A 25,793-nucleotide genomic window follows, 5' to 3' on the forward strand; every position below is an offset into this window, starting at 1 on the left:
CCAAAGAAGAGAAAGCCTCAGATGACTGGACTGGAAGCGCGTTCCAACTTTCCGCCGCCCGGGCAGGGCGTATACCTGCTGGACGGCCATGAACTCGTGCGTCGGGGCTTCCGCAGTCTCCTGGAACCGGAGGGTATCCCCGTGCAGGGCGAAAGCTCATCCGCGCGAAGCGGTCCGGAGAATTCCTGCCCTCCGCCCCCAACTTGCCATCCTCGATGAGAACCTCCCGGACGGCACCGGCACTGCCGTATGCCGGGCCCTCCGGACCGCCGACCCGTCCATCCGGTGCCTCATCCTCTCGGACACACCGCAGGAGAGCACCCTGATCGACGCAATCCTCTCCGATGCATGGGGATGCCTGTCCAAGCAGGACGACATTACCGAACAGCTGCGCTTGATCCGGCGGGTGCTGAACGGTTGCACGGCCTTCAGCGAGAAGTTCCAGGCCCTCCTCAACCAGGGCACGCTTTCCCTGCCGGAACCACCGCCGAGTACCGAATTGTCCATTCTGACCGATCAGGAAATGAACGTTGTCATCGGCCTCGGCAGAGGCCTGACGAACCGCCAAATAGCCCAGAGCCTGGGCCTGAAGGAAAAAACAATAAAAAACCTTGTCTCCAGCGCACTTGGCAAGCTCGGATTGGCCCGCAGGACCCAGGCCGCGGTCCTCGTCACCACCGTCACGACCCCGGAGCAACGGGCAACGGGCAACGGGCAACGGGCAACGACGGCACCCTACGGGCACAACCGGACACCGGAAGCGCTCTCCAGGGTCACCTCGACACTGCTCGACTGCACCAAAGAAAGCACCACACCGGTTGATGACGCCGCCCGGGCCAAGGCCGCCAGCGCCCTGGCCTCCGCTCTCACCAGAACCCGGACCACCCGGAAGCCCCACCTGCAACCAGCAGGAAGCACTCGGGGCACGGCCGCCACAGTGGGCAGCCTCCCTATCACCAGCGAGGGGCAGTATCCGCTGATTTCTCCTGGCCAGCCGTACCACGGGACAGCCAGCCGGAGGGTCTTTGTCCCCTAGAGGTGCCTGACAGCAGAGCGTTGACTGGGAGTGCGGGAGAGGCCACCGGCCCGCCGGACAGCCCCCATCCCGCTCCTTCCGGAACAACTGATTATGGAGAGTGGTACTCGTGAAAAAGTGGAATCGATGGCAGGACTGGGTAACCGTCGCTGCCGGAATCTTCGCCGCCGTCTCCGTCCTGTGGACGGAGCAGGAAGGCATGTCCACGACACTAATGGTCATCTTCGGCGCACTCCTGGTCGCCAGCGGACTCGTAAACCTAGCCATGCCCGGCACACCGGTCATGGAATGGGTGCAGGCAGCCCTCGCCGCCGGGCTCATCCTCTCCCCATGGATAGGGTCCTACGCCGCTACTGCCGGAGCCGCCTGGATCTCCTGGATCGCCGGGGCAGTGGCGCTCATCGTCACCGCAGCCGCCATCAAGCCCAGCACCGAAGGCCATCACCGCATCCGCATCTCGCACTAACCGAACGCCTCCGTGGCAGGAAACAGATCCGCCCGGCCGCCAAGGCACCGGGACAGAGGCCTAAGAAATCCCGCTCCCCCCAGACAAACATTCTGACATCCACAGGGGCTCTGTGATTTCGAGGTGGACATCGGTTAGCCCAGGCACGCTGCGCCGCTGCTCTGGCAAATACCTCCCGTCGTTGCCAAAGCAGCCGAGCGAGAGGGTACAACAGCTGCCGTACTACCTGTCGCGGCCAACGAAGGCCTCCACACCGGGTGAGCTCCTCCGGCCCGTACACCACCAGACCAAATGCCGCTTCCCGCCCCCGGACGGCTCGCCCGCAGGTCACGAAGCACCCTCTGTCTTGAGAACTGTTCCAACCAGCTCGCCAGTATCAGCCGACATCACCGAAGGAGCATCACATGGAACGAGTCATCGACAAAGTAGCGCTGGTCAGCGGGGGTGCACGCGGAATTGGAGCCGCGGTCGCATCGCGGCTGCATGGCGAAGGGGCGAAGGTCGTCATAGGCGACATCCTGGACGAAGAGGGAAAGGAAACAGTGGAGCGCATCGGCTCTGGCGCGCTCTACGTTCATCTCGACGTGACCAGCCCGCAGGACTGGGAGAGTGCGGTGAGCGCCGCAGTCGAGACGTTCGGAGGCCTGAACATCCTGGTGAACGATGCCGGCATTGTGAACTTCGCCTCAATCGAGGATTACACCCTGGAGCAATGGAATACCGTCATTGCCGTGAACCTGACCGGCACCTTCAACGGGATCAAGGCTGCAATCCCAGCCCTGAAGCGGTCAAAAGGCGGGTCGATAATCAATATTTCGTCGATTGCGGGCATCCGCGGCTATGAGCAGATCCCCGGATACACGGCCTCGAAGTTCGGCGTGCGTGGACTCACCAAGAGCGCTGCGCTGGACCTGGGACACAATGGCATCAGAGTCAACTCCGTCCATCCCGGAGTCATCTCCACCCCGATGACGGCCGACACACCGATGAACATGAGCCACGTGGCACTCGGCCGCATAGGCCATCCCGGAGAAGTCGCGGACCTCGTCCTATACCTGTCTTCCAACGAATCTTCGTTCGTCACCGGAGCCGAGTTCGTCATCGATGGTGGTGACACCGCGGGGACGGTAACCCCGCACGAGGAGACGTAGCGGGCGTTCACCGGCGACGTGTGAGGCCAAGGATGCTCAGTGAGGCCAGTGAAAGGAAAGACAAATGACCAGCACCGCTTCGTTCTTGATTGTGGTTGGTTTTGACGGTTCCAAACATTCCCAGACCGCACTGAAATGGGCCGTGGACGAGGCCCGCCAGCGCGACGGCCAGCTCCGCCTGATCACGGCCTGGAACAAGCCGCCGATGGCGTGGTATCCGGCCGTGCTGGAAACGGCGGCAGGTGAAATCGCCGCCGAAGAGTCTCTGGAGCAAGTCGCACGGACGCTCCAGGCTGAGGCTCTGAAGTCCGCTGCAGATGGAGGCGTGGCTGCCACAGGGCAGCTCGTTAACGGTGATTCACCTGCTTCGGCAATACTCGACGCTGCCAAGGACGCGGATCTTATCGTCGTCGGCTCCAGGGGTCATGGGGGATTTCCGGGGTTGCACCTGGGCTCCGTCTCCGCCCAGGTCGTCAACCACGCACAATGTCCTGTCCTGGTGGTCCGCTCCAAGGCATGATTTCCCTGGAGCTTCACTTTACTGGGCCCAATAGCCATGACCCTTCCAGCCGCCACGACAGGCCGCCACCAGCCACGAGGGATGCTTCGTGTCGCAGGGTTTGAAGAACCTGGAAATGCTGGTCGCGTGGAACGTCAAGGAAGGCTTCAATGTCCGCCTCTTGCACTGTCGCGTCCCCAATAAAGTGGCTCACTGTTGTGGCACTTCAGCACCCCGACGTGAAAGTGCTCAGTCTGGGTTCTGCTGCACCCAGCGGCGGGTACTTCTGGCACAGCGAGAGGACACGGTCTACGCTCCGGCAGAGGTTGCCTTCCACTCCACCCCGCTGGAAATCGCCCGCGAACGGGACGGCGACTACCTCCAGACCACACAACCAGGAGGGAATGCAGCGGCGCGCTGCCTTGCCACGGCAAAGCCGGATTTGGTCTGGCTGTCCTGGTAGAAGGGACTGTGGTACGTCCGGTCCCGATCGCTCCTTCTGAACAATGTGCTGGGCGATCTAGGAGGCTCCCGGTTCAAAGGAAGTGGAACGTGCCGGGCACTGCACGCAAGTGTCTGCCCGAACCTCCTGGCTGGGGAATTAGGTCGGCACGGCGTACGTTGCATGTCGGACAACCTCTATAAGGAAAGGGATGCATCTTAGTGGCAACTGATTACGACGAGCTCCGCAGCGAAGTCAAGGAATCGCAGAACGACTCCCTCGAGGCCCTCAAGTCAGCCAGCGCACCTGATGCCAACAGCGTGGTGCGTGAGCTGGACGCAGCGGATGACATGGACAATGTCGGGATCCCCGGCGGAGAGTTTGTTGCCGAGGAATTGGTCGTCCAGGTCGTTCCCCAACGTAACGACGAGTTCACCTGCTACTCCTGCTTCCTGGTCCGCCACCGCTCCCAAATGGCGCGGGAGAAAGACGGTCACGCCTACTGCATCGAGTGCGAGGGCTGAATTCAAGGACCGCAAAGCGGCAACTCCGTGGGAGAAGCTGGTGGGGACCGGTTCCGCCCCGGCAGGAGCCTCACACGTCACGTCGCCGGTGAGCGGGAGGGCGCAACGCTTCGGGGTGGGTGCGTACCAAGGGCGTGAGTCCGGCAGCTTCCATCGCTTTGGTGGCGGATAGAGGTACCGGGCGATGGTTGCCGCCCGCGAACTTTGCATGGTCCTGCGGTTCAGTGCACCCGGCAAGAGAGAGCGCCCGCCGGTCGGAAGGGCTTTGTACTCTATTGCGCGCAGCCGCGGCGGATGGTGTTCCTCAATGGTGCTCCTTCGGGTCCGGCTTTTCCGGGGAGCCAGGGATACGGCTTTCCCGACCGGTGGGCACATGCTGACAGCCTGCGCGGGGACGTGCCCAGGAAGTCCGCATGCTTGGGTGACCCTCACCGCCCTATGGAGGCGTCAGTCCTCGTCGTGCTTGATGTCGCGCAGCCGGGTGACGATGGTGGGGCAGGGGGCGTGCAGCAGGACGGCGTGGGCCGTGGAGCCCAGTACCAGCCGGGAAAATGCTCCGCGTCCGCGGCTGCCAATCACCAGCAGCCGGGCCTCCCGTGCGGCGTCGACCAGGGCCTGGGCAGGTTCGGTATCGGTTTCGAGCCGCTGATGGATCACCAGATCCGGGTACCTGTCCCGTAGACCCGCCACCGATTCGGCGAGGACCACCCTGTCCTCCTCGACGATGGTCTCGGCCAGCCCGCTGCCCGGCAGTTCGTTCTCGACCCACCTGGCCGGGCCATGGACGGCCAGGACCGCCGTCAGCTCGTCGCCTGCACTGTCAGCTTCGGCGGCGGCGAAGGACACGGCCTGCAGTGACTCCTCGGATCCGTCCACCCCGACCAGCACCCCGTGGCGGCCCGTGTCCGGCGTTGGCGGGACGACGGCGACCGGGCTGTCCGAGGCGGAGACAACCTGCAAGGCGCGGTCGGTCAGCGGCCCGCCGTCCAGCCAGTGCCGGTCATGCGCACCGACCACCACCATGGAGGCTTCCTTGGATGCTTCCCTGAGGGCCGCCCCCGCGCTGCCGTGCCGCAGCTGGATCTCCACTTCAACGCCGGGGGCCTGGGCACGGGCGCTGGCCTGCACCTTCTGCAGCAGTTTCATCCCCGCATCCCGGACGAGGTCCTGGTACTGGAAGTCCGGGGACACCCAGCGGTCATCCACGGCATAAACGGCGATGACCGGCAGCTTGGACCGTGACGCGCGCCGGAGCGCCCACGCCAGGGCGGTCTCGCTTCGGGCAGACCCGTTGATACCGACGACGATTGGCTTGTTCATTCCGGATCCCGATCTTCTCCACCGTGTGTGCGGTGCCTTCCGTGTGCACAACCATGCAGCAGCGTTACCCACAGTCGGCTGACGCTTCAGTGTGCGCCGGCAGTAAAGCCGCCGTCAGGGCCTTAAGCCCCTCATTCCCGGGTGGTGGTCGCCGGTACCCGGCTGCCCCTTGAAAACCGGGGGGTCAGTCTCAAACCCGGACCCAAGAGACGCCGTTAATCTCTCTTGCCTGCCTCCCAAGGAAACAGCGGCTCGCCGGACTAGCCGCTGCACGGGCCCGCGGCCGGAACGGCGGCCGCCGGCTAGTACTGGTACCTGGCAAATACTCGCAACGCCATCGTTCACGACACAGAATCGCCCGTCATGGAGCACGACGCTGCCGGATCACCGTTCCAGGGAAACCTCTTTCGTGTCGCCGAGCGGGTAACGCGCGAACTCATCAAGATCCGCCTCGCTCAGCTAGGCTTTCCGGAAGCCGCTCTCAGCCCGTCGAGCCGACATCATCTGCGCGTCGCACAGAGCCTCGGCAATCGAATAAGAACGATCCCGCCTCTGCAGCCGTAGAGGTACAGGGCGATAGGGATGGGTTAGCCCTCCATGCTGAGACACCCGGATAGCCGTTATCAGCGCTCAACGGCAGGCTGAGCCTCACGGCCAAATGCCAGAGCCTCATCTCGCAAGCCGTTCATGACTTCAATGTTGTGCAGCATGAGGCCAGGGTTGTAGTTGAAGGTCACCTGCAGCCTGTTCAAACGCTCGAGTACCTCCTCATCGCTCAGATGGTCCAGCCACGCCGCAATCTGCTGGCAACTCGGAGAGCCGTCGATCTGGCTGATTATGTCGACCAGGTCGGGCCGTGCAGATGCTGCAGTCAGGCGCTGGGTGTAGCGCTCCCCCGCCGTCGTCGTCGATCCTGCACAAATCGCTCGACGCTCGTCCTCATGCCCGACGGAAATCTCGTAGCGCGTCGGAAAGGCAGGCTCCGACGGCTCCGAATCCGTGATGAGGCGCGGCACCGCCTGCGTGCGGACCCAGTAGGCGATCTCATCGAGCTCCTGTATCAGCACCGGCCACCGGTTCGTGCCTGGCCGGTTGATCCCAACTGTCGGGAACAGGGTGACAGGGACCTTGGTGCCGAGCGGGGTCTCCGCGATGATGTCGCCAACGCGCAGCGGCTCCTCGGGCCGGGGAGCAAGCTCACGCACTGAGCGAGGTATCTGGTCGTCCTGGTACATGGCAGCCAGGCGCACCGCCGTGATCGCCGGCGTCCTGTGCTTCGCGTGATTCGTGTGAAGCACGAGCCGGGCCAAAGGGGTGTGCTTGAGGCTCGTTCCGACGGTGGAATGGCTGCAGTCGGTCGATCCGCCGCACGAGCTTACTGCCGGCCCGCAGTGACGGCGGACGGTTGCGGAGTTGCTTCTTCTTCCACTCCTCGAACTTCTCGTAAGTGTCTGACGCTGGCATCTCGACGAGCCTGGCGGCCTTCTCGTCGAGTGGCGCGCCGTCCAAGAACTCGACCTCGGCAAAGAGCGTGTGCTCGAGTGCGGCCCGGAGCGCCACTAACGCGTCTGCCACGAGGAGCGGTACCTTGCGCGGGATCGGAGCCACGCGTTCGATCACGGTCCGGCTGAACGCCCCCGCCGGAACCTGGCGAAGGCCAATCACTTCGTCGGGCTGCGTCTGGTAATTGAAGAGCAGCTCACCGACCTGCCCAATCAGCTCATCCGCGTGCGACAGTGTCGCGGCGATGCCGAGATGGCGCTCAGGGAGCCAAGCATACGTCCGATCGGTCATGAAGAAACTCTAGGGGCGAAACCCGGACAGACTACGTAACTCGCCGCGGGGTGCTCGGGCCGAGGGATCATCTGTGTCACCTCGACCCCTACACCCCGCTGACCACGTCGCGGTACCCACATCCTGGCTCCCCACCGGATCGATGATGAGCCGAAAAACATCCCGCCACGAGCAAAGAAGAAGCATCCTGGAGCACGGTGCTCCAGGACGCTTTCTGTTTCGATTAACTATTGTCGCGATTCGCCGATCAGCACGTGGAAAGACTCTCAGCGCCAAACCACATCGACTCGTTCGTGGTTGATGCCTCTCTATCCCTTCGCGTCCAATGCAACGCGATTGACGCTCGGCGTCATCCGACACGAATGACGCGACGCTTATCCGGCAATTCCATCAGGTTGGCGCCGACGGCATTCACCAGGGACTGCACCGCGTCGGGTTCGATGCGCCGTGAAACCGCCTTGAATTTCGGCCGCGACGAAAGCGGTCTTCTCGGCGTCCTTTTGCAGTGGCTGGCAGTCGACGACCGGCCAGCCCCCCGCCTTGACAGCGTCGGCCGGGGTCACATCCCGCCAGGTGGCCGCATTGGTGGCCGACGTCCTGGATCGTTGCGCGGCTGGGCAGCGGCCACTGTTGGTTCCTCCCGGGATTTGGATTACAGACGCTAAGCCTGCCACGGCGCAACGGCTGCACCAAGCCGCGGACTGTCCTGCGGGGAGGGCCGGGCCGCATGGACTTTCCTTCCAGGATCCGGTCAAGCACACAGGCCGTCTTGAAGTGGGCCGCCAGCACGAGACGGATGGTTCCGGCAGGATGGGCCGCCGCCCAGACTGCCAGAGCGGTCAGGACGGAGAACAGCACCATGGTGAGCAGTCCGAACGGGCCTTCCGGCCAGGGCGGGGCCGCGCCCGGCAGGCCCGCCATGAACCTGGCCACTCCGGCCACCCCGGCCGCGAACAGGCCCGCCACGCCGATCAGCGCGGTGGCCAGCCACGGCAGGAGCGGCACCAACGGCACGGCCGCCGTCCCCAGGATGGTGACCGGTGCCACCAGCGGGGCCACGAGCATGTTGGCCAGCAACGAGTAAGTGGCGAACTGAGGCTGCAGCACCACGATTACCGGTCCGCACAGCAGCTGGGCGGACAGGGGCACGGCGATACCCGCGGCCGCCCAGCGCGGGACGGCCGGGGGAATCCAGTCCATGATGCGCCGTCCCAGCACGATGATCCCCAGCGTGGCCAAGACAGAGAGCAGGAATCCGAAACTGGTGCCCAGCGCAGAATCGCTCAGCAGCAGGGCGATGACAGCCAGGCACAGGAAGCTCAGCCCCCTGCCGGCTCGTCCGCCGGCCAGTGACGCCAGCGCGATGGCGCCCATCAGCGAAGCCCTCAGGACACTGGCGTCCGGACCCACCATCAGCACGAACATCCCAAGCCCGGCCAACGCGCAAGCGGCGGCTGGCAGCCTGGCCAGGCGCAGGCTGCGGGCAGCCAGCAGCAAGGCACCGAGGATGAGGCTGCAGTTGGCCCCGCTCACAGCTGTCAGGTGGGTCATCCCGACAGTTTTCATGGCACTTTCCAGCTGATCGTCGAGAAAACTGGTATCTCCTGTGACCATTCCCGGGAGCAGGCCGCGGGCATCGCCGTCGATCCATCCGGCAGCCGCGGCAAAGCCGCTGCGCAGCGCCACCGGGCCTTCCTGCCAAGCCGAGGGGCTATGGTTGTTGCCGGTCCCGTTGAGGCGGAGAGGATTCCCGCCTGCGTCTGGCCATCTTCGGCCGGCCTGAGCTTCCCGGTGGTCCGGATCCGCTCGCCGGGAACTACCTGCTCCCAGTCCCCACCACCCATGATCAGCAGCCCGGCATCCGCCCGGATCAGGCTGCCGTTGGCGATGATCACTGACGCGGTGACCGGGACGGCCCACCGGTCCGATCCGGAGCGGCCGGGAACCTTGAGCTGGCGCGGCACCCCTGCAACCTCCGCCTCGACCACGACCGCCGAACGGGCGCCCACAGCACCGGCCACTGCCCCGTCATGTTTTTGCGATGCTGCCACGGCGGAATGGGATGCTGAGGCAGCGGCCAGGATCACGGCGATGCTCAGCGTGGTCAGGAAACTGCGGGGTGCTGGCGGGGTCCCAGCCGTCAGCGGCCCGCGGCCCGGCGGCCCGCAGCGAACGGACCGGCGACGGCGTAGCGCAAACAGCAGCCCGCCCGCGCTGAGGAGCAGGCCGGCAGCCACTGCGATCAGCGCCCCAACCGGCAGCCGGACGCCTGCCACGGCAGCCGCCCAGACGAGGAGGGCCGGAGGCACCAGCCGAAGGTCGGTTCTCCGCCGTGGCCCCTCCGCAGCTTCCGAAGCCGATTTGCCTGCGGCCGCCGGGTCGGCCCGGTCAGGAAGCAGGCGGTCCACCAGAAACGCCCGAAGGCCTGCGGCTGATTTCGGCACGAAGCCCCGGACGCCACCGGAAGGGATCTTCGGGCTACCGGGCCCACCCCGCGCCGTGCCCGGCGGCGCGCCGGACGGCGACGGCTGCACGCCCGGCCGGACAGCGGAGTCCACGAAGCGTTGCCAGGGGCTGGGGCCGGCCATCTCAGGACACGCTCACCAGGGGAAGCAGAGTTTCCAGCATCTTGGGCCCCACGCCGTCCACGGCATCGAGTTCCTCCACGGTGCTGAACCGCCCGTGCTCCTTGCGCCAGTCAATGATGCGCTGGGCGAGAACCGGCCCCACCCTGGGCAATGCTCCGAGTTCCTCTGCCGTGGCGGAGTTCAGGTCGATCTTGGCGCCGCCGTCCGCCGAGCCGCCGGAACCCGTACCGCCCGCTGCCGGACCGTCAGACGGAACACCGGCCGCCTCATCGACTGCTTCGCCAATCTCCGGAACGTGGATCTTCTGCCCGTCGGCCAGGACAGCGGCGAGATTCAGCCGGTTCAGGTCAGCCGCCGCCGTACTGCCGCCGGCCGCCGCGATGGCCTCATGCACGCGGCTTCCCTGCGGCAGTTCCACCACGCCCGCCGCGTTGACCGCGCCGGCGACGTGCACCACGATCTTCGCACCGGGCGTACCGCCCGCAGCCGGTACGCCGCTGGGTGGCTCACCGGAGCCTCCCTGCGGAGCGGCAGCGCCATCGTCCGGCTGCGCGCTGCCCTCCGGGCTGCGGACGTCGCTCAGGGGCGTTACCTGGGGACTGCTGGCGGCAACGTCCCACCAGAACCAGCCCCCAAGGAAGAGACCCAGGACCCCCAGCAAAACGGCCACCCGCACCCCCGTGCGCCACCTGAACCGCGCGGGAGCGGACTCACCGCCGGTTGACGGTGAGGTGACTCCGTCGCTATCTCCCGTGGCGCCCCCGTCGTACGTGAAACTCTGTCCTCCCGGATCTCCAGCGCCGTGCTCCAGAATGCCGCCACCGGCGGCAACAGACTCTCCCGGTGCCGCCTGCGGGCCGCCGCCGCCGCTGTCCGGTCCAAGAGTGGCCGCCAGACGCCGCCTGGCACGGCTGGCCGCGGCAGGGACTCCCGCTTCCGCGTTCCGGGGTGACATACCCCCACGCTAGGAGAAGGGGCCGCCGGCAGACAGCCGAAACTGCCGTATGTGGAAAGCGCGCAGTTGGCCGCCGGAAGGATGAAGACCTACTTCTGGTAGGTGATGTACGCCTCGTACTGGACCCGCCAGGCCGCCGGGGCCTTCGGATCCGGAACTGTCGTGGTGAGGAACTGCACGCTCGTCACCTGGCCCTTGAGATACTTCAACCAGTTGGTCACTTCCTCCGACACGTCCTTGTCGAACTGCGCAACGTGGTGGACCTGCATTGACATGGGAGCCTCCTTGGTCGGTGGGGAGACTGTACTACCGGCGCGGCCGCGGAACCAGAGGCAACGGCCGTGAGGGTCAGTGGCCGTCGCGCGCGGGGCCCGGCTGCGGCGTGCTGCTTTCGCCAACGATCACGGCAAGGACGCCCAAACCCGCGTGGGCGGCAAGTACGGCTGGAAGGGAACTGATCTGCGCCGGTGGTGCCTCGGGAAGCGCGGCTGCCAGCCGGGCAGCGAGCTCGCTTGCCCCGCCGGGGTTGCCGAAATGGTGGACCGCAAGCCGTGCCTGCCCCGCCGGCCGAGCCGCGGCGTCCGCGACCACAATTTCCTCAAGGCGCGCCACGGCCCTCGCCGCTGACCGGACCTTCTCCAGCGGAACGATCTTCCCGTCAACCACGGCAAGGATCGGTTTGATGGCGAACATGGTGCCCCACATGGACGCGGCCGCCCCGATCCTGCCGCCGCGGCGCAGCTGCTCCAGGCTGGGAACGTAGAAGTACACCCTGGTGCGGTCCATCCGTTCTTCCGCGAACTGGCGCACTTCCGCCGCCGGGCGCCCGTCAGCGGCCGCTACGACGGCACTCTGCACACCCATGCCCAGCGCCATGCCCACGGTTTTCGAATCGATGACTTCCACCGGGATTCCCACCCGTGTTGCCGCGAGCCGGGCGGAGTCCGCAGTGCCTGAGAGAGCACCGGAGATATGAACGGAAACCACCGCTTCGAAGCCGTGGCGCAGCGCTGCCAGATACGCGTGCTCGAACTGGCCGGGCGATGGCCGTGACGTCTTGACGGGCCTTCCGGTGGCCAGCGCCACGGCGATGATGTCGGTGATGTCGTCTTCGCCTTCGCCGTAGATCTCCTCCCCCACCATCACAGGCATGGGAACGACGGTCAGCCTCCCGCCGGCGGCGAAGTCCTTCACCCACTCCGCGGGCAGGGCGGCGGCCGAGTCGGTAACCACTGCGGTGCGTACGACGACGGCGGGCAGCCCGGCGTCTGCCGTCGCCCCCGGTGCAACTCCCGTTCGGGAGGACTGGCGCAGGCGGACCAGCCGCTCCCTCAACCACGGCCAACCGGCCGGTTCCCGGTCATTCACGGCGTCCCCCTGCTGTCCGGCCAAACATCATGGCCGGCCGCCGGCATGACCGGCGGCCGGTGCCCCTGCTAAGCCGGGACGATGTTGACCAGTTTAGGGGCACGCACGATGACCGTGCGGATCCCGCGCCCGTCGAGGGCCCGCTGGACGTTCTCCGATGCGAGGGCCAGCTCGCGCAGCTCGTCCTCGCCGATCTCCGGAGAGACTTCGAGGCGATCGCGGACCTTGCCCTGCACCTGGACAACGGCGGTCACCGTGTCCTGAACCAGGAGCGCTTCGTCGTGCGCGGGCCAGCCGGCGTTCGCCACGGAAACCGGGTGCCCCAGCGTGTTCCACATGTCCTCGGCGGTGTACGGAGCGAAGAGGCTGAGGATCACGGCGACGGCTTCCGCGGCTTCGCGGACCGCAGGATCTGCGGCCCCGGCGCCGGAGTCTGCATCTATAGTTTTGCGGGTTGCGTTGACCAGCTCCATCAGCTTGGCCACCACCACGTTGAACTTGTTGTTGTCCAGCAGCGTCGCGGCGTCGGCGATGGTGCGGTGCGTGACCGAGCGCAGGGCGCGGTCGCCCGCTGCGGTGTCCGCCCCGGGTGCGCTGGTGACGTCCTGCGCCAGCCGCCAGGCGCGGGCCAGGAACTTCGCGGAGCCCGACGGCGAAACATCCGCCCAGTCGACGTCGTCCTCCGGCGGGGAGGCGAAGATCATGGTCAGGCGCACGGCGTCGACGCCGTATTTGTCCAGCTGCTCGCCGAGGTCAACACCGTTGCCCAGGGACTTGCTCATGGCCTTGCCCCCGTTGAGGACCTGGCCCTGGTTGAGCAGGGCGCTGAACGGCTCGTCGGCGTCGATCATGCCGAGGTCGTGGATCACCTTGGTGAAGAACCGTGCGTAAAGCAGGTGCAGGATGGCGTGTTCCACGCCGCCCACGTACTGCCCAACGGGCATCCATTCGTTGATCTTGGCCGGGTCGAAGGGCCCTTCGGTGAACTGCGGCGAGACAAACCGCAGGAAGTACCAGGACGAGTCAACGAACGTGTCCATGGTGTCGGTGTCGCGTTTGGCAGCTCCGTGGCAGTTGGGGCACTCAACGTTGACCCAGGCTTCGGCGGCGGCCAGCGGAGACGTGCCCTTCGGGGACAGGTCCTCGCCGCGCAGGTCGGCCGGCAGCGTGACAGGCAGCTGCTCGTCCGGCACGGGAACCTCACCGCAGGCAGGGCAGTGGATGATCGGGATGGGCGTGCCCCAGAACCGCTGGCGGCTGAGCAGCCAGTCGCGCAGCCGGAAGTTGACGAACTTTTCGCCGGTGCCCTGTCTCTCCAGCATGGCGATGGCGGCCGGGATGGCCTCGGTCTTCGGCAGGCCGTCCAGGACGCCGGAGTTGATCAGCGTTCCCTCCCCGGCCGTGGCCTTGCCGGTAACCGCGGGATCGTCCTCGCCGGTGTCCAGCACCGCGCGGACGGGCAGCTCGAAGGTCTTGGCGAAGTCGAGGTCGCGCTGGTCGTGCGCCGGGACGGCCATGATGGCGCCCGTGCCGTAGTCGGCCAGTACATAGTCCGCGGCCCAGACGGGCAGCTTCTCGCCGTTCAGCGGGTTGATGGCGTAGCGGCCGGTGAAGACGCCGGTCTTTTCGCGCTCCGTGGACTGGCGTTCGATTTCGGACAGCGCCTTGACCTGTTCGCGGTAGGCGTCCAGGGCAGCGGCGTGCTCTTCGGTCACCAGTTCGACGGCCAGCGGGGCGTCGGCTGCAACGACGAAGAAAGTGGCACCGTAGAGGGTGTCCGGTCGCGTGGTGAAGACGGTGACATCCTTGGCCGGCTTATCGCCGTCGGCCTCGATAACGAAGTTGACGTGGGCGCCTTCGGACCGGCCGATCCAGTTCTTCTGCATGGCCAGGACACGCTCGGGCCAGTGGCCGCGCAGCTCATCCATGTCGTCCAGGAGGCGGTCGGCGTACTCGGTGATCTTGAAGTACCACTGGTTCAGGGACTTCTTGGTCACGACGGTGCCGCAGCGCTCACAGGCCCCGTTAACCACCTGTTCGTTGGCCAGCACCGTCTGGTCCTTGGGGCACCAGTTGACCGGGGAATCCTTCCGGTAGGCCAGGCCCTTCTGGTAGAAGCGCTTGAACAGCCACTGGGTCCAGCGGTAGTACTCCGGGTCCGAGGTGTGCAGCCGCCGTGACCAGTCGGCCGAGATGGCGTAGCGCTTAAAGGAGGCGGCCTGCGTGTCGATGTTCGCGTAGGTCCACTCACTGGGGTGGGCGTTGCGCTTGATCGCTGCGTTCTCCGCAGGGAGCCCGAACGAGTCCCAGCCAATCGGGTGCAGTACGTCGTAGCCCTTTTGGCGCAGATACCGCGCGACGACGTCGCCCATGGCAAACGCTTCCGCGTGGCCCATGTGCAGGTCACCTGAAGGGTAAGGGAACATGTCGAGGACATAGCGGCGCTCGCGCGAGCCGTCGTCAACGGGGGTGAACACCTTGAGGTCTTCCCACACCTGCGGCCATTTGGCCTCCATCGCGGCGAAGCTGTAGGCGCCCTCCTCGGGGCCTTCCGTCGCGACTGCTGCTGTTCCGGTCTCTGTCTCCGGCTGAACGCTCACTGCTGCCCTCTTCTGTTCTGTCATGACGCCTGTACCGTCACAACGGCCTGATCCCCTGCCTGCGGCCGGGAGATAACCCAGACACACAAAAGCCCCTCGACATGGAGGGGCGGCCGCTCGGAAATCCGTATTGGTCGGACTACCGGGCGGCTAGCTAAGCAGAAGGATCGCACGCATAGAACTACTTTAGCGCACCCGCAACAACACCTAAACGTAAGTCGCCACGAGCGGGGTGAAGCAAGGACACAACAGAGAGGGAGGCCGCACCCCGCCACGGTGTGGTGGGCACCGCGAAGCGGGCAGGGCGGGTGCGGCCTCCCTCGTCAGAGGTTGCGCTCTACTTCACGTCCTCGTCGACCCAGTCCATGGACTTCGTAACGGCCTTCTTCCAAAGCCGCATCTGGCGGTCCCGCTCGGGCGCCTCCATCTGCGGCTCCCAGCGCTTGTCCTCGGACCAGTTGGCCGAGCACTCCCCCAGGTCCTTCCAGAAGCCGACAGCCAGGCCGGCGGCGTAGGCAGCACCGAGGGCGGTGGTCTCCACAACCTTCGGCCGGATCACCGGTACGCCCAGGATGTCCGCCTGGAACTGCATCAGCGCGTCATTGGCGACCATGCCGCCGTCGACCTTCAGTTCTGTCAGCGGAACACCGGAGTCAGCGTTGACGGCGTCGAGCACTTCGCGGGTCTGGAACGCGGTGGCTTCCAGCGCCGCCCGGGCGATGTGGTTTTTGTTCACGAAGCGGGTCAGGCCAACGATTGCGCCGCGGGCGTCGGACCGCCAGTACGGTGCGAACAGTCCTGAGAACGCCGGCACGATGTACACGCCGCCGTTGTCCTGGACCGCGGCGGCGAGCGTCTCCACTTCAGGGGCGCTGCTGATCAGGCCAAGGTTGTCCCGGAGCCACTGGATAAGGGATCCGGTGACGGCGATGGAGCCTTCCAGCGCGTAGTGCGGAGCGGCGTCTCCCAGCTTGTAGCCCACAGTGGTCAGGAGCCCGTTCTTGGAGTGGACGATTTCCTCACCCGTGTTGAAGATCAGGAAGCAGCCCGTGCCGTAGGTGTTCTTGGCCTCGCCGGCCTCAAACGCCGCCTGGCCGAAGGTGGCCGCCTGCTGGTCGCCGAGGATTCCGGAAACCGGCACTTCCCGCAGCAGCTGGGAGGTGTGGACGTTGCCGTAGACCTCGGAGGAGGACTTGATGGCGGGCATCATGGAGGCCGGAACACCGAAGGCGTCCAGGATCTCCTGGTCCCAGGACAGGGATTCCAGGTCCATGAACATGGTGCGGGACGCGTTGGTGACGTCAGTGACATGCACGCCGCCGTCCACTCCGCCGGTGAGGTTCCACAGCACCCAGCAGTCGGTGTTGCCGAAGAGCAAATCGCCGGCTTCGGCCTTGGCGCGGGCGCCTTCCACGTTGTCCAGGATCCACTTGATCTTGGTGCCGGAGAAGTAGGTGGCCAGGGGCAGCCCCACCTTCTGCTTGAACCGCTCGGGGCCGCCGTCCTTGGCCAGTTCATCCACGATGTCCTGGGTGCGGGTGTCCTGCCAGACGATCGCGTTGTAGACGGCCTTGCCCGTTGTCTTGTCCCATACGACGGCTGTTTCACGCTGGTTGGTGATGCCGACGGCGGCAATGTCGTGACGGGTCAGGTTCGCCTTGGACAAGGCCGAGGCGATGACCTCGCGTGTGTTGTTCCAGATTTGGGCGGGGTCGTGCTCCACCCAGCCGGCCTGCGGGAAGATCTGCTCGTGCTCCATCTGACCGGAGGAGACGATGCTGCCGCTGTGGTCGAAGACGATGGCGCGCGTGCTGGTGGTGCCCTGATCGATGGCGATTACGTACTGGTTCATGTTGACGTCCTTGTCTGTTTTCTGAAGGGTTTGGTCAGGATGTTGGTCCGCAGTGCGGGGGTCAGGAGGCGGCTGTGACGATGATCGGGACCACGGCTGCTGCCACGCCGGCCAGGGTTCCGCCGATGAGCGGGCCCACAACCGGAATCCAGGAGTAGCTCCAGTCGCTGGAGCCCTTGCCGTGGATGGGGAGCAACGCGTGGGCGATGCGGGGGCCGAGGTCACGGGCCGGGTTGATGGCGTAGCCGGTGGGTCCGCCGAGCGATACGCCAATGCCGACAACCAGCAGGGCCACAGCCAGCGGGCCGAGGCCGGAGGGTGTGCCGCCAAGCGTCAGGATGACGAAGACCAGCACGAACGTGCCGATAATCTCGGTGATCAGGTTCCACGGCGCGGAGCGGATGGCAGGGCCGGTGGAGAACACGGCCAGCTTGCTGGCGGGCAACGGCTCAGCGTCGAAGTGTTGCTTGTGGGCCAGCCACATGACCACCGCGCCCAGGAACGCACCCAGGAGCTCGCCACCGAAGTACGTGAACGTTGACGCGAGATCGACCTTGACGCCGGGAGCATACTCCGCTTTGCCGTTGACCAGCAGGCCAAGGGTGACGGCGGGATTCAGGTGGGCGCCGGACCTTGCGGCGACGTAAACACCGGAGAAGACTGCGATGCCCCACCCCCAGGTGACCATCAGGAATCCGCCGTTATTTCCCTTGGTGCCCTTGAGCGCGACGTTCGCCACCACGCCGCAACCCAACAAGGTCAGCATCCCGGTTCCGAATACTTCGGAAAGAAAAACAATTCCAAGAGACATCTTTGACTCCTCTATTTTCTGTTGTCAGCCCTTCGCGAGTTTGAAGGGCCGTTGGGCCGGCATCCTTGGTGCGATGCCGGCCGGCTGCTGCGCCGGCTGCTCCTCCAGGGGGAACCGCGCAGCCCTTGCGCCCGGGCATTCCTGCCGGGGCACGCAAGCCTGCTAGGCGACCAGGCTGTGGACCTGAACGCGGTGGAAGCGTTCCAGCACCTCCTGGGCGTAGTGGATTTCGGCTGCCCTGGTTTCGGCGTCCCAGCCCAGCGGGCCGGCAAGCACGTCCGCCACTTCGTTGAGGAGTTCGCCGGTCACCAGACCGCGGAAGGCCAGTGATGTCCTGCGGATCAGCACGTCAACCAGGTGCCCGATCTGCTCCGTCTGTGCCATGAATTCGAGTTCGCGGACGCTTAGTTCACGGGTGGAGTGCAGGAGCCGGTCCGGACCGGCATTGAGGAAGTCCAGGACCTCTTCGGCGCGGGTTCCGTACCGCGTCAGCAGTCCGGAGATCCTGTCGGCGTCGCGGCCCGCGGACATGTGGGCCTTGATCCACTGCTGGACACCGGCCTGCGTGTCCGGGAAGCCGGCGCCGCCGCCGATGGCGAGTTTCGCCGTCGAAACTTTGCGTTCCAGGCCCAGTTCCCGGAGCACATCGTTCGTGAGGTGTTCGGCCAGCGCCCGGAATGTGGTCCATTTGCCTCCCACAAGGCTCAGGACGACGGCGCCGCTGCCGCCGGCTGCCTCTTCGTGGCCGCGGGCCGCTTCCTGCCCGCTGGCTGCGGACGCGCGACGTTCGATCCGGTAGTCCCTGCTGACGAACCCCGGCTGCGTGGCGTCATGCCTGGGGAGGGGCCGGACTCCGGAGAATGTGTAGACGATCTGGTCCCGGCTGACGGCGACGTCAGGGAAGACATGGCCGATAAGGTCGAAGAAGTAATCGATCTCGGCGTCGGTGCAGACGGCGTCCTCGGCCATGTCCGCGTCGACGTCCGTGGTGCCTACCAGGACGCGGTCCCCCATGGGGTATATGAGGACGATCCGGCCGTCGGTGTGCTCAAAGAAGATTTCCCGGCCGTTGCAGGCTTCGAGGAGTTCAGGGTGGTCCAGCACAATGTGCGAACCCTTGGTGCCGCCCATGAACGTGGACGCGGCCCCCATGGCCCCGTTGGTCAGGTCCACCCACGCTCCGGTGGTGTTGACGATGACGTCCGCCGTGAAGTCAAACACCTCCCCGGTGAGTTCATCGCGCAGCTGGACCGTGCTTCCGCCGGTGGTGGCCATTCCGGCAGCGCCGCCCATGGCCACGAGCGACAGGTAGTTGCTGGCCCGCGCATCGCTGTTGCCGCTGACACCGGCCTTTTCGCCGTCCTGCAGAACGTCGAGCGTGAGCCGCTCCGGATTGTGCACCGAGGCATCGAAGTAGGTGGCCGCGTATTTGATGCCCGGGTGCAGCCGCGGCAGTTCTGCCAGGGCACGCTTCCGGCCGCGGAACTGATGGCGCGGCACCGCGCCGCCGTCACGCGAGAAGAAGTCGTACATGCTCAGGCCGAGCGTGATCAGGAACGCTCCGCGCTCCTTGGGCTTGCCCTGCTGCTTATGCGTCAGGAACCGCAGCGGCGCCGAGAGCACTCCGGAGAACGTGCTGAAGATCGGGATGGTGGTCTGGAGCGGCTTGACGTAATGGGGGCGATCCGCAGGAGCCGGTTGCGTTCGACAACGGACTCCTGGACCAGCCGGAATTCACCATTTTCGAGGTACCGGATTCCGCCGTGGATCATGTGCGACGATGCACCGCTGGCGCCCTGGCAGTAGTCACCGCGTTCCACGAGGGCAACGTCCACTCCCTGAAGGGCCAGATCGCGGAAAGTACCTACGCCGTTGATCCCGCCGCCGATGATCAGGACCTGGGCCCGGGGCCGTTGCCGCAAGCTTTGCACCGATGCGCGCTGACGTGTGGAGGCCGGCTGGCCGGATGAATCCTTGGTGCCCAAAACTGCTCCTTTGGGGTTGGGTACAGTGCGGCGCGCCTCGCAGCGCGGCGCCGTTCAACACTATTGTTTGGAGTAATGGAAAATGGAGTCAAGCACTATGCACAAACGTGCAGAACGGATCGGCAATGCCTCGCTCACGCCACTCAGAAGCCCTCAGGGCTGCACAACTGTATTACCTCCAGGACCTCACAATGGACGCAATAGCCAGGGAGCTCAGGACCTCCAGATCCACGGTTTCCCGGCTACTTTCGGCGGCCCGTGAGACGGGGCTGGTGCAGATCCAGATCCGCAATCCACTGGACACAGGGCCCGAACTCGAGCACATGATCCGAGCCCAATATCGCGTGGATGTCCACGTGGTTCCGGTGGTCGACACGCTCAATGAGGCCGAAACCCTTGACAGGGTGGCCATGCAGGCTGCGCGGACAATCGGCCCGCTCGTCGACTCGAATGCCATCATTGGAGTGGCCTGGGGATCCACCCTGAGCGCCGTCAGCAGGCACCTCACGCGCAAGATCACCCATGACAGTGTGATCGTCCAGCTCAACGGCGCGGGCAACATGCAGACCACGGGCATTACCTATGCGAGCGACATCATGCGGAGGTTCGGAAGCGCCTACGGCGCCCGCGTTGAGCAGTTCCCGGTTCCGGCGTTCTTTGATCACGCGGCCACCAAGACCGCCATGTGGAATGAACGCAGCGTCCAACGCATCCTGGAACTCCAGTCACGCTTGAGCATCGCCATTTTTGGCGTGGGCTCCGTGGACGCCGACTATCCGAGCCACGTCTATGCCGGCGGCTACCTCGACGAAAACGACCTGAACATTTTGGCCTCCTCGGACGTGGTGGGTGACGTTGCCACCGTATTCTTCCGCGGTGACGGGTCCTCAGACGGCATCACGCTCAACGAAAGGTCCACCGGTCCCGCACTGGCACAGTTGCGGCAGGTCCGCCGCCGCATCTGCGTCGTCTCGGGGGCCTCAAAGATCAAAGGACTGCGCGGCGCGCTCGCCGCCGGGCTGGCCACGGACCTGATCCTCGATGAAGCCATGGCGCGGCGGCTGGTCAGCTCCGACGGGATGTCCTGAACGCTCCCCGAACCGGACCAGCTGTCCCGTGCCGGGCGGGCGACCCGCCCCGACGGCCTGTCCCCCGGAGTGGACCGGCCCGAGTCGGTAGAGTCAGTGCTATGAAAACCTCGCCCCGGCTAAGCCTTAACAACGGTGTGCTGATCGACCAGCTGGGCTTCGGGCTCTACAAGGTCCCCCCGGCTGACGCAGCCGGCCTGGTAACCATGGCCCTCGAAGCCGGCTACCGACACTTCGACACCGCGTCCATGTACGGAAACGAAACCGGCGTGGGAAAGGCCGTCGGCGCGCTGTCCGGTTTCTCGGGGGCGGCCCGGCCGGCGGCTCCGGCGAATCAGCCCCGTCACTTTCCCGCGAGGACCTCTTCGTCACGACGAAGGTGTGGAACGACGACCACGGCTACGACGCCACAATGCGGGCCTTCGACACGTCCATGTCCAACCTGGGCATGGAATACGTGGACCTCTACCTCATCCACTGGCCCTGCGCCCGGCGCGGGCTCTTCGCTGACAGCTACCGGGCCATGGAAACCCTGTACCGCGAGGGCAGGATCCGGGCGATCGGCGTGTCCAATTTCCAGCCGGCCCATCTGGAGCGCCTGCTGGAAAAGGCCGAAGTGGTCCCCGCCGTGAACCAGATCGAGCTCCACCCCTGGCTCCAGCAGGACGAATTACGCCAGCTGCACGACCGCCATGGCATCCGCACCGAAGCGTGGAGCCCGCTGGGCCGCGGCCAGGTGCTGGAGGATCCGGTGGTCCTGGAGCTCGCCGCCGCGCACCGCCGGACTGCGGCCCAGATCATCCTCAGATGGCACCTGCAGCTGGGCAACGTGGTGATACCGAAGGCGAGTTCCTATGCGAGGATCCGGGAGAACCTGGATGTCTTCGGCTTCACCCTCAGCGCCCCGGACATGGCCGCCCTGGCTGGGCTGGAGCGCGGCCACCGCACGGGATCCCACCCGGACAACGTCAACTAGGATTCGAAACCATGGAACAAGTGGCCACCGGGCCGGCACAGGCTCCGCCCCTCTTCAGCGGGCAGCTCGACGAAAGGACCAGGTCCGACAGCGTGGACCTGCACGGCAGCAACGTGGACTACTGGGTGTACGAGCCGGTCCGCGAAACCCCTGAAACGCGGACCATCCTGGTGATCCACGGCTTCCGCGGCGACCACCACGGCCTGCTCCGGGTTGCTGACCAGCTCCCCGAAATGCGCCTCATCATGCCTGACCTCCCCGGCTTCGGCAGCTCCGGGGCGTTCACTGACGGTGAGCACAGCGTCCGGCGCTACGGGCAGTTCATCAGCGAGTTCATGGCCGCCCTGGGCCTCGGCACGGACACGGTGCTGCTGGGACACTCCTTCGGGTCCATCATCGCCAGCCATTTCGCGGCAGCCAACCCGGGTGCTGTGTTTCCGCTCATCCTCATCAACCCCATCGCGGCGCCGGCGCTTGAAGGGCCCAAGGGCCTGATGACCAAGCTGGCGGTGCTGTACTACGAGGCGGCCGCCAGGCTGCCCCGCGCCGTCGGACTCAACCTGCTCCGCAGCCGGCTCATCGTCAGGGTCATGAGCGTGGCAATGGCAAAGACCCGGGACCGGAAGCTCCTGCGTTTCATCCACGGGCAGCACAACGCCTACTTCTCAGCTTTCGCCAACCGGGACAGCCTGCTTGAATCCTTCAAGGCGTCTGTAGGCAGCAACGTTTCCGAGGTTGCGCCGGACCTGGCGCTCCCGGTCCTGCTGATTGCCGGGGAGCAGGACGAAATCGCCATGCTGCCCGACCAGCACAAGCTCCTGGCCCTGCTGCCTGACGGCACGCTCCGGGTCATTCCCGGCGTGGGGCACCTGATTCACTACGAGACGCCCGAACCCGCTGCCGGCTTCATCCGACGCTTCCTGAAGGACCATCCTGCGTGAAAATTATCATCGACGCCCGTTTCACCCGGCTGGACCACCACGACGGCATCAGCCGGTACGGCGCGAGCCTGATCGCAGCGACGGCCAAAATCGCGGACGTCTCGATGCTCGTTAGCGACCTCCGGCAGCTGGCCCTGCTCCCGGACGTGCCCTACACGCTGATCAACAGCCCACTGTCCGCCGCCGAGCTTTTTGTGGCCGCCAAGGTCAACAAGCTGGGGGCCGACGTCGTGGTGTGCCCCATGCAGACCATGGGGACGTTCGGCCGGAAGTACGCCCTGGTGCTGACTCTTCACGACCTTATCTACTATGAGCACCCTGCCCCGCCGGGCTTCCTGCCGGCACCGGTCCGGCTGCTGTGGCGCCTCTACCACAAGGCATTCTGGCCGCAGCGGCTGCTCCTGAACAGGGCGGACGTGGTGGCAACCATCAGCCACACCACCGAGGCCCTGATCGCCAAGTACAGCCTCACCAAGCGTCCCGTCCGGATTGTGGGCAACGCACCGCAGCACGGTCACACCCCCCGGGACCCGGAAGCGGGAGCGGACAGGACCCTCCTGTACATGGGCTCGTTCATGCCCTACAAGAACGTGGAAACCATGGTCCGGGGAATGGCGGAACTGCCGGACATGACGCTGCATCTGCTGAGCCGCATCACGCCGCAGCGACGGGCCGAGCTGGAAGCCCTCGCGCCGGAGGGCTCGAACATCGTGTTCCACAACGGTGTGACGGACGGGGAGTATGAGGCACTGCTGGCCCGCACCACCGCCCTGATCAGCCTTTCACGGGCGGAGGGCTACGGCCTGCCGCTGGTGGAGGCCATGTCCCACGGAACCCCCGTCATTGCGAGCGACATCCCCATTTTCCGGGAAGTGGGGCACACCGCCGTCAGCTACGTCCATCCGGACTCCCCGGCAGAGTTTGCCGACGCCGTCCGGCGGCTGGAGGACCCCGAGCTGTGGAAGGCCCAGTCACGCCGATCCGTGGAACGTGCGGCGGAATTCAGCTGGGACCACTCCGCCCGCCAGCTGCTGCAGCTTGCCGAGGAAGCCGCCCGGATCAACAGCCGATAGTGCCCCCTACAGCACATCCACGCCGTCGAGCCTGAGCTGGACAGGATCATCGGCGCGCCGGGCCGCCGCTGCAGCCTTGACCGCCCGCATAACGCGGGTGGCCTCGGCGGCCTGGGCGTAGGGAATGAACAGCAGCGTCCGGACGTCTTCGCCGGCGTCGCGCCTGTTTGGGCGTGCGTCCGACAACAGCAGCGGCGCCGGACCCGCGGTGCGAAGGACGATGCCCTGGCGTTCCAGCTGCTGTTCAATGCCCTGCGTGAAATGCCCCACCGCGGTCCTGCCGCCGGTAACTGAAGCGATCCGGACGGCCGGGGGCAGGTGGAGTTCCTGCCGCAGCGCCAGCTCACGCTGCGCGTATCCGCCGGCGTCCCAGCGAAGCAGCGCGCCGACGCCCACCGTGTCATCGGCAGTGATGACAACGAGCCCGCCTTCGCGGGCAGGCTTCACCAGCGCAGCGGCGTTGAACCAGCGCCGTACGGCGTCCTCACCGGCCCGGAGGTTTTCGCGCCGCAGCAAGGAGTCGCCATCCAGGAGCAGCGCCGCCGCGTAGCCGCCATCGGCAACAGGCTCCGCCCCGACGGTGGCCACCACCAGGGACCTGGTGTTCGGAACGGTAGCTTTGACGTGGTCCCCGGACGAGGTGATGACAGGCTTGCCGGGAAAGGCCCGGCCCAGTTCCTCGGCGGTGCGGAGCACGCCGGTGGCGGAACGGCGCAGCCGGGGGCTGGAACAGTGGCTGCACTGCCAGGCCGGGGCGGCAGCAGAACACCAGCGGCATTGGGGCACGGCTGAACTGCCGGCGGCGCCGGCAACAGCAAGCGGCCCGCTGCAGGCCGCGCAGCGTGCCGGTTCCCGGCAGGAATCGCAGACCATGGACGGCGCGTAGCCGGAGCGGGCCACCTGGACCAGGACCGGGCCGCGCTCCAGGCCTTCCTTGGCCGCACGCCAGGCCGCTCCCGGCAGCCTGGCGACCCGTGCCAGGGGGTCGCGTTCCTGTTCGAAGCTATCCGCCGTGTTCAGGACCCGCGGTACGGTCCGGCGGATCTCCGAACGGTCGGCCTCCACGGGCCTGGCCCAGCCGGCATCCACCAGCCGCTGCAGTTCGGTGCTGCGTGTGTGCGCCGCGAGCAGGCACGCCGCTCCTTCCTGTTCCGCCCGTAGGAGGAGGACCTCGCGGGTGTGGGCGTACGGCGACCGCTGCTCGATGTGCAGGTCGTCGCCGTCGTCCCAGCACACCACCAGGCCGAGGTTACGCACGGGAGCGTATGCCGCCGAGCGTGTACCGACGGCAACGCCGGCGCTCCCCGCCAGAACCCTCAGGTAGCTTCGGTAGCGGGGGGTCTGGCCGTCGTCGGCGGTGAGCCGTGCAATGTCCTCCCTGGGCAGCAGTTCGGCCAGGGCGTCTTCGAGGCGGGCCAGGTCGCGGTAGTCGGGAACCACCACCACCGCACCGCGGCCTGAGGCACGGACGGCGGCCACGGCTTCGGCGATGAGCGCCGGCCAGCCGGCGGGGCCGTAGCCCTGCATTGCGCTCAGGACAGCGCGCGGGCACTCCCCGGCCGCGAGGTGCTGCAGGTACGCCGCACCGTTGACGTAGCGCGACCAGGGCCCTGCCGAGGGGGGAACGCGGGCCGCGAACGGCTCGGGGACCTCGGCTGCCGGGCCCTCCCCTGCGGTGAGCGCCCCTTCCGCGGCCAGCTCCTTCTCGAGTTTGGCCACCCTCGGCGGGACGGCCACGCGCAGCACATCACTGACCGTACCGGCGTAACGGGCCGCCACCCTGCGGGCGAGTTCGGCCATCCCCGGCGTGAGGACCTGCACAGGCGAGACGACTTTATGGAGCGGCACCAGGGTATGGCCGGCATCAGATTCAGCCACCCGGTCCAGGATAAAGCCGTTGAGTTCCTGGCCGTTGAACTTGACCTTCACCCGGACGCCCGGCTGCGCGGTGCCGTCCAATCCTTCCGGCACGCTGTAGTCGAAAGGCCGGTCCAGATGCGGCAGTGAAGACTCAATAAGCACCCGCGCGACGGGCAACGTTGGGGCCAGTGGAGGCCCGGCGGCAGAAATCGGCCGGGAAGACGGAAAGCCCTGGAGCAGTGACAGCTGGAACGGCTCTTCTGCGGCGGATCCGTCCATGGGGAAGGAAGCCATGCGGACCAACCTCCGTTCAGCAGCCTGCCCGTGAACCGCGGGCAATCGGTCTAGGCGCCATCAGCCGAAAAAACCTGTAGCAGGGTCACCCGGGAGAGTGCCCTGCTACAGCCAAACACATGGCAGCGACATTTTTTCCCGATGTCGCTGAACCACCGTCGGGCGGGACT

General features: G+C 66.1%; 19 protein-coding genes and 5 pseudogenes. 10 read left to right on the forward strand and 14 right to left on the reverse strand.

Annotated elements, in window-relative coordinates:
- Positions 1 to 88 precede the first annotated feature (88 nt).
- The 6 genes and pseudogenes from FCN77_RS14810 to FCN77_RS14835 all read left to right on the forward strand — a co-directional run bounded on the left by FCN77_RS14810 (position 89) and on the right by FCN77_RS14835 (position 4,118).
- Positions 89 to 1,036, forward strand: coding sequence for a response regulator transcription factor (locus FCN77_RS14810; RefSeq protein ID WP_254678571.1), 948 nt, complete (start codon positions 89 to 91; stop codon positions 1,034 to 1,036).
- A 109-nt stretch (positions 1,037 to 1,145) separates the two neighbouring features.
- Entirely contained in the window at positions 1,146 to 1,502 is a 357-nt protein-coding gene (locus FCN77_RS14815; protein ID WP_137322886.1) for an SPW repeat protein, read from the forward strand.
- Positions 1,503 to 1,906: 404 nt separating this feature from the next.
- Complete coding sequence (locus tag FCN77_RS14820) at positions 1,907 to 2,653, forward strand: glucose 1-dehydrogenase (protein ID WP_137322887.1); 747 nt, start codon at positions 1,907 to 1,909, stop codon at positions 2,651 to 2,653.
- A gap of 64 nt (positions 2,654 to 2,717) precedes the next feature.
- Entirely contained in the window at positions 2,718 to 3,173 is a 456-nt protein-coding gene (locus FCN77_RS14825) for a universal stress protein (RefSeq protein WP_137322888.1), read from the forward strand.
- 197 nt (positions 3,174 to 3,370) lie between these two features.
- Positions 3,371 to 3,534 (forward strand): annotated as a pseudogene (locus tag FCN77_RS26975) (LysR family transcriptional regulator); the annotation flags it as partial.
- Positions 3,535 to 3,815: 281 nt separating this feature from the next.
- Positions 3,816 to 4,118, forward strand: coding sequence for a DUF4193 domain-containing protein (locus tag FCN77_RS14835; protein ID WP_137322889.1), 303 nt, complete (start codon positions 3,816 to 3,818; stop codon positions 4,116 to 4,118).
- Positions 4,119 to 4,565: 447 nt separating this feature from the next.
- On the opposite strand, the gene FCN77_RS14840 is transcribed toward FCN77_RS14835, so the two are convergent.
- From FCN77_RS14840 to FCN77_RS14890, 13 genes and pseudogenes are all read right to left on the reverse strand, one after another.
- Entirely contained in the window at positions 4,566 to 5,438 is an 873-nt protein-coding gene (locus FCN77_RS14840) for a universal stress protein (RefSeq protein WP_137322890.1), read from the reverse strand.
- A gap of 623 nt (positions 5,439 to 6,061) precedes the next feature.
- On the reverse strand, positions 6,062 to 6,643 hold the full coding sequence (locus FCN77_RS26380; RefSeq protein ID WP_217496152.1) for a hypothetical protein: 582 nt from the start codon (positions 6,641 to 6,643) through the stop codon (positions 6,062 to 6,064).
- Entirely contained in the window at positions 6,636 to 7,232 is a 597-nt protein-coding gene (locus FCN77_RS26385) for a hypothetical protein (protein WP_217496153.1), read from the reverse strand. The genes FCN77_RS26380 and FCN77_RS26385 overlap by 8 nt, the downstream gene beginning before the upstream one ends.
- A 382-nt stretch (positions 7,233 to 7,614) precedes the next feature.
- Positions 7,615 to 7,783 (reverse strand): annotated as a pseudogene (locus tag FCN77_RS26980) (DNA polymerase III subunit delta); the annotation flags it as partial.
- A 328-nt stretch (positions 7,784 to 8,111) separates the two neighbouring features.
- Positions 8,112 to 8,846, reverse strand: a pseudogene (locus FCN77_RS26985) (ComEC/Rec2 family competence protein); the annotation flags it as partial.
- A complete protein-coding gene (locus tag FCN77_RS26990) occupies positions 8,795 to 9,820 on the reverse strand; it encodes a hypothetical protein (RefSeq protein ID WP_254678572.1) in 1,026 nt (341 codons plus the stop codon). The pseudogene FCN77_RS26985 and the gene FCN77_RS26990, both read right to left, overlap by 52 nt.
- Before the next feature lies 1 nt (position 9,821).
- Entirely contained in the window at positions 9,822 to 10,775 is a 954-nt protein-coding gene (locus FCN77_RS14860) for a helix-hairpin-helix domain-containing protein (RefSeq protein ID WP_137322891.1), read from the reverse strand.
- 89 nt (positions 10,776 to 10,864) lie between these two features.
- Positions 10,865 to 11,050 carry a hypothetical protein gene (locus FCN77_RS14865; RefSeq protein WP_137322892.1) on the reverse strand — a complete coding sequence of 62 codons (186 nt, stop codon included), beginning with the start codon at positions 11,048 to 11,050 and terminating at the stop codon, positions 10,865 to 10,867.
- A 73-nt stretch (positions 11,051 to 11,123) separates the two neighbouring features.
- Positions 11,124 to 12,143, reverse strand: coding sequence for a DegV family protein (locus tag FCN77_RS14870; RefSeq protein ID WP_137322893.1), 1,020 nt, complete (start codon positions 12,141 to 12,143; stop codon positions 11,124 to 11,126).
- 68 nt (positions 12,144 to 12,211) lie between these two features.
- Entirely contained in the window at positions 12,212 to 14,743 is a 2,532-nt protein-coding gene (gene leuS, locus FCN77_RS14875; RefSeq protein WP_137324782.1) for a leucine--tRNA ligase, read from the reverse strand.
- Positions 14,744 to 15,080: 337 nt separating this feature from the next.
- Complete coding sequence (gene glpK, locus FCN77_RS14880; protein ID WP_137322894.1) at positions 15,081 to 16,595, reverse strand: glycerol kinase GlpK; 1,515 nt, start codon at positions 16,593 to 16,595, stop codon at positions 15,081 to 15,083.
- A gap of 61 nt (positions 16,596 to 16,656) precedes the next feature.
- Positions 16,657 to 17,406 carry an MIP/aquaporin family protein gene (locus tag FCN77_RS14885; RefSeq protein ID WP_137322895.1) on the reverse strand — a complete coding sequence of 250 codons (750 nt, stop codon included), beginning with the start codon at positions 17,404 to 17,406 and terminating at the stop codon, positions 16,657 to 16,659.
- Between the two features lie 162 nt (positions 17,407 to 17,568).
- Positions 17,569 to 19,391 (reverse strand): annotated as a pseudogene (locus FCN77_RS14890) (glycerol-3-phosphate dehydrogenase/oxidase).
- A gap of 125 nt (positions 19,392 to 19,516) precedes the next feature.
- On the opposite strand from FCN77_RS14890, the gene FCN77_RS14895 reads away from it, so the two are divergent.
- From FCN77_RS14895 to FCN77_RS14910, 4 genes and pseudogenes are all read left to right on the forward strand, one after another.
- A complete protein-coding gene (locus tag FCN77_RS14895; RefSeq protein ID WP_137322896.1) occupies positions 19,517 to 20,479 on the forward strand; it encodes a sugar-binding transcriptional regulator in 963 nt (320 codons plus the stop codon).
- A 101-nt stretch (positions 20,480 to 20,580) separates the two neighbouring features.
- Positions 20,581 to 21,455, forward strand: a pseudogene (locus tag FCN77_RS14900) (aldo/keto reductase).
- An 11-nt stretch (positions 21,456 to 21,466) separates the two neighbouring features.
- Positions 21,467 to 22,396 carry an alpha/beta fold hydrolase gene (locus FCN77_RS14905; RefSeq protein WP_137322897.1) on the forward strand — a complete coding sequence of 310 codons (930 nt, stop codon included), beginning with the start codon at positions 21,467 to 21,469 and terminating at the stop codon, positions 22,394 to 22,396.
- Entirely contained in the window at positions 22,393 to 23,469 is a 1,077-nt protein-coding gene (locus FCN77_RS14910; protein ID WP_137322898.1) for a glycosyltransferase family 1 protein, read from the forward strand. Before FCN77_RS14905 ends, FCN77_RS14910 begins: the two co-directional genes overlap by 4 nt.
- 6 nt (positions 23,470 to 23,475) lie before the next feature.
- Here the strand turns inward: FCN77_RS14910 and FCN77_RS14915 are convergent, their stop codons facing one another.
- Positions 23,476 to 25,623, reverse strand: coding sequence for a primosomal protein N' (locus tag FCN77_RS14915; RefSeq protein ID WP_175417271.1), 2,148 nt, complete (start codon positions 25,621 to 25,623; stop codon positions 23,476 to 23,478).
- Positions 25,624 to 25,793: the final 170 nt, after the last annotated feature.

The sequence above is a fragment of the Arthrobacter sp. 24S4-2 genome, assembly GCF_005280255.1.
Lineage (GTDB): Bacteria > Actinomycetota > Actinomycetes > Actinomycetales > Micrococcaceae > Arthrobacter.

Excerpts from the sequence above, each read along its gene's own strand:
- FCN77_RS14840 (WP_137322890.1), bottom strand. The coding sequence starts at position 5,438 with ATGAACAAGCCAATCGTCGTCGGTATCAACGGGTCTGCCCGAAGCGAG.
- FCN77_RS14825 (WP_137322888.1), top strand. The coding sequence starts at position 2,718 with ATGACCAGCACCGCTTCGTTCTTGATTGTGGTTGGTTTTGACGGTTCC.
- FCN77_RS14860 (WP_137322891.1), bottom strand. The coding sequence starts at position 10,775 with ATGTCACCCCGGAACGCGGAAGCGGGAGTCCCTGCCGCGGCCAGCCGT.
- FCN77_RS26990 (WP_254678572.1), bottom strand. The coding sequence starts at position 9,820 with ATGGCCGGCCCCAGCCCCTGGCAACGCTTCGTGGACTCCGCTGTCCGG.
- glpK (WP_137322894.1), bottom strand. The coding sequence starts at position 16,595 with ATGAACCAGTACGTAATCGCCATCGATCAGGGCACCACCAGCACGCGC.
- FCN77_RS14810 (WP_254678571.1), top strand. The coding sequence starts at position 89 with ATGAACTCGTGCGTCGGGGCTTCCGCAGTCTCCTGGAACCGGAGGGTA.
- FCN77_RS14885 (WP_137322895.1), bottom strand. The coding sequence starts at position 17,406 with ATGTCTCTTGGAATTGTTTTTCTTTCCGAAGTATTCGGAACCGGGATG.
- FCN77_RS14895 (WP_137322896.1), top strand. The coding sequence starts at position 19,517 with ATGCCTCGCTCACGCCACTCAGAAGCCCTCAGGGCTGCACAACTGTAT.
- FCN77_RS14820 (WP_137322887.1), top strand. The coding sequence starts at position 1,907 with ATGGAACGAGTCATCGACAAAGTAGCGCTGGTCAGCGGGGGTGCACGC.
- FCN77_RS26385 (WP_217496153.1), bottom strand. The coding sequence starts at position 7,232 with ATGACCGATCGGACGTATGCTTGGCTCCCTGAGCGCCATCTCGGCATC.
- FCN77_RS14905 (WP_137322897.1), top strand. The coding sequence starts at position 21,467 with ATGGAACAAGTGGCCACCGGGCCGGCACAGGCTCCGCCCCTCTTCAGC.
- FCN77_RS14915 (WP_175417271.1), bottom strand. The coding sequence starts at position 25,623 with ATGGCTTCCTTCCCCATGGACGGATCCGCCGCAGAAGAGCCGTTCCAG.
- FCN77_RS14865 (WP_137322892.1), bottom strand. The coding sequence starts at position 11,050 with ATGTCAATGCAGGTCCACCACGTTGCGCAGTTCGACAAGGACGTGTCG.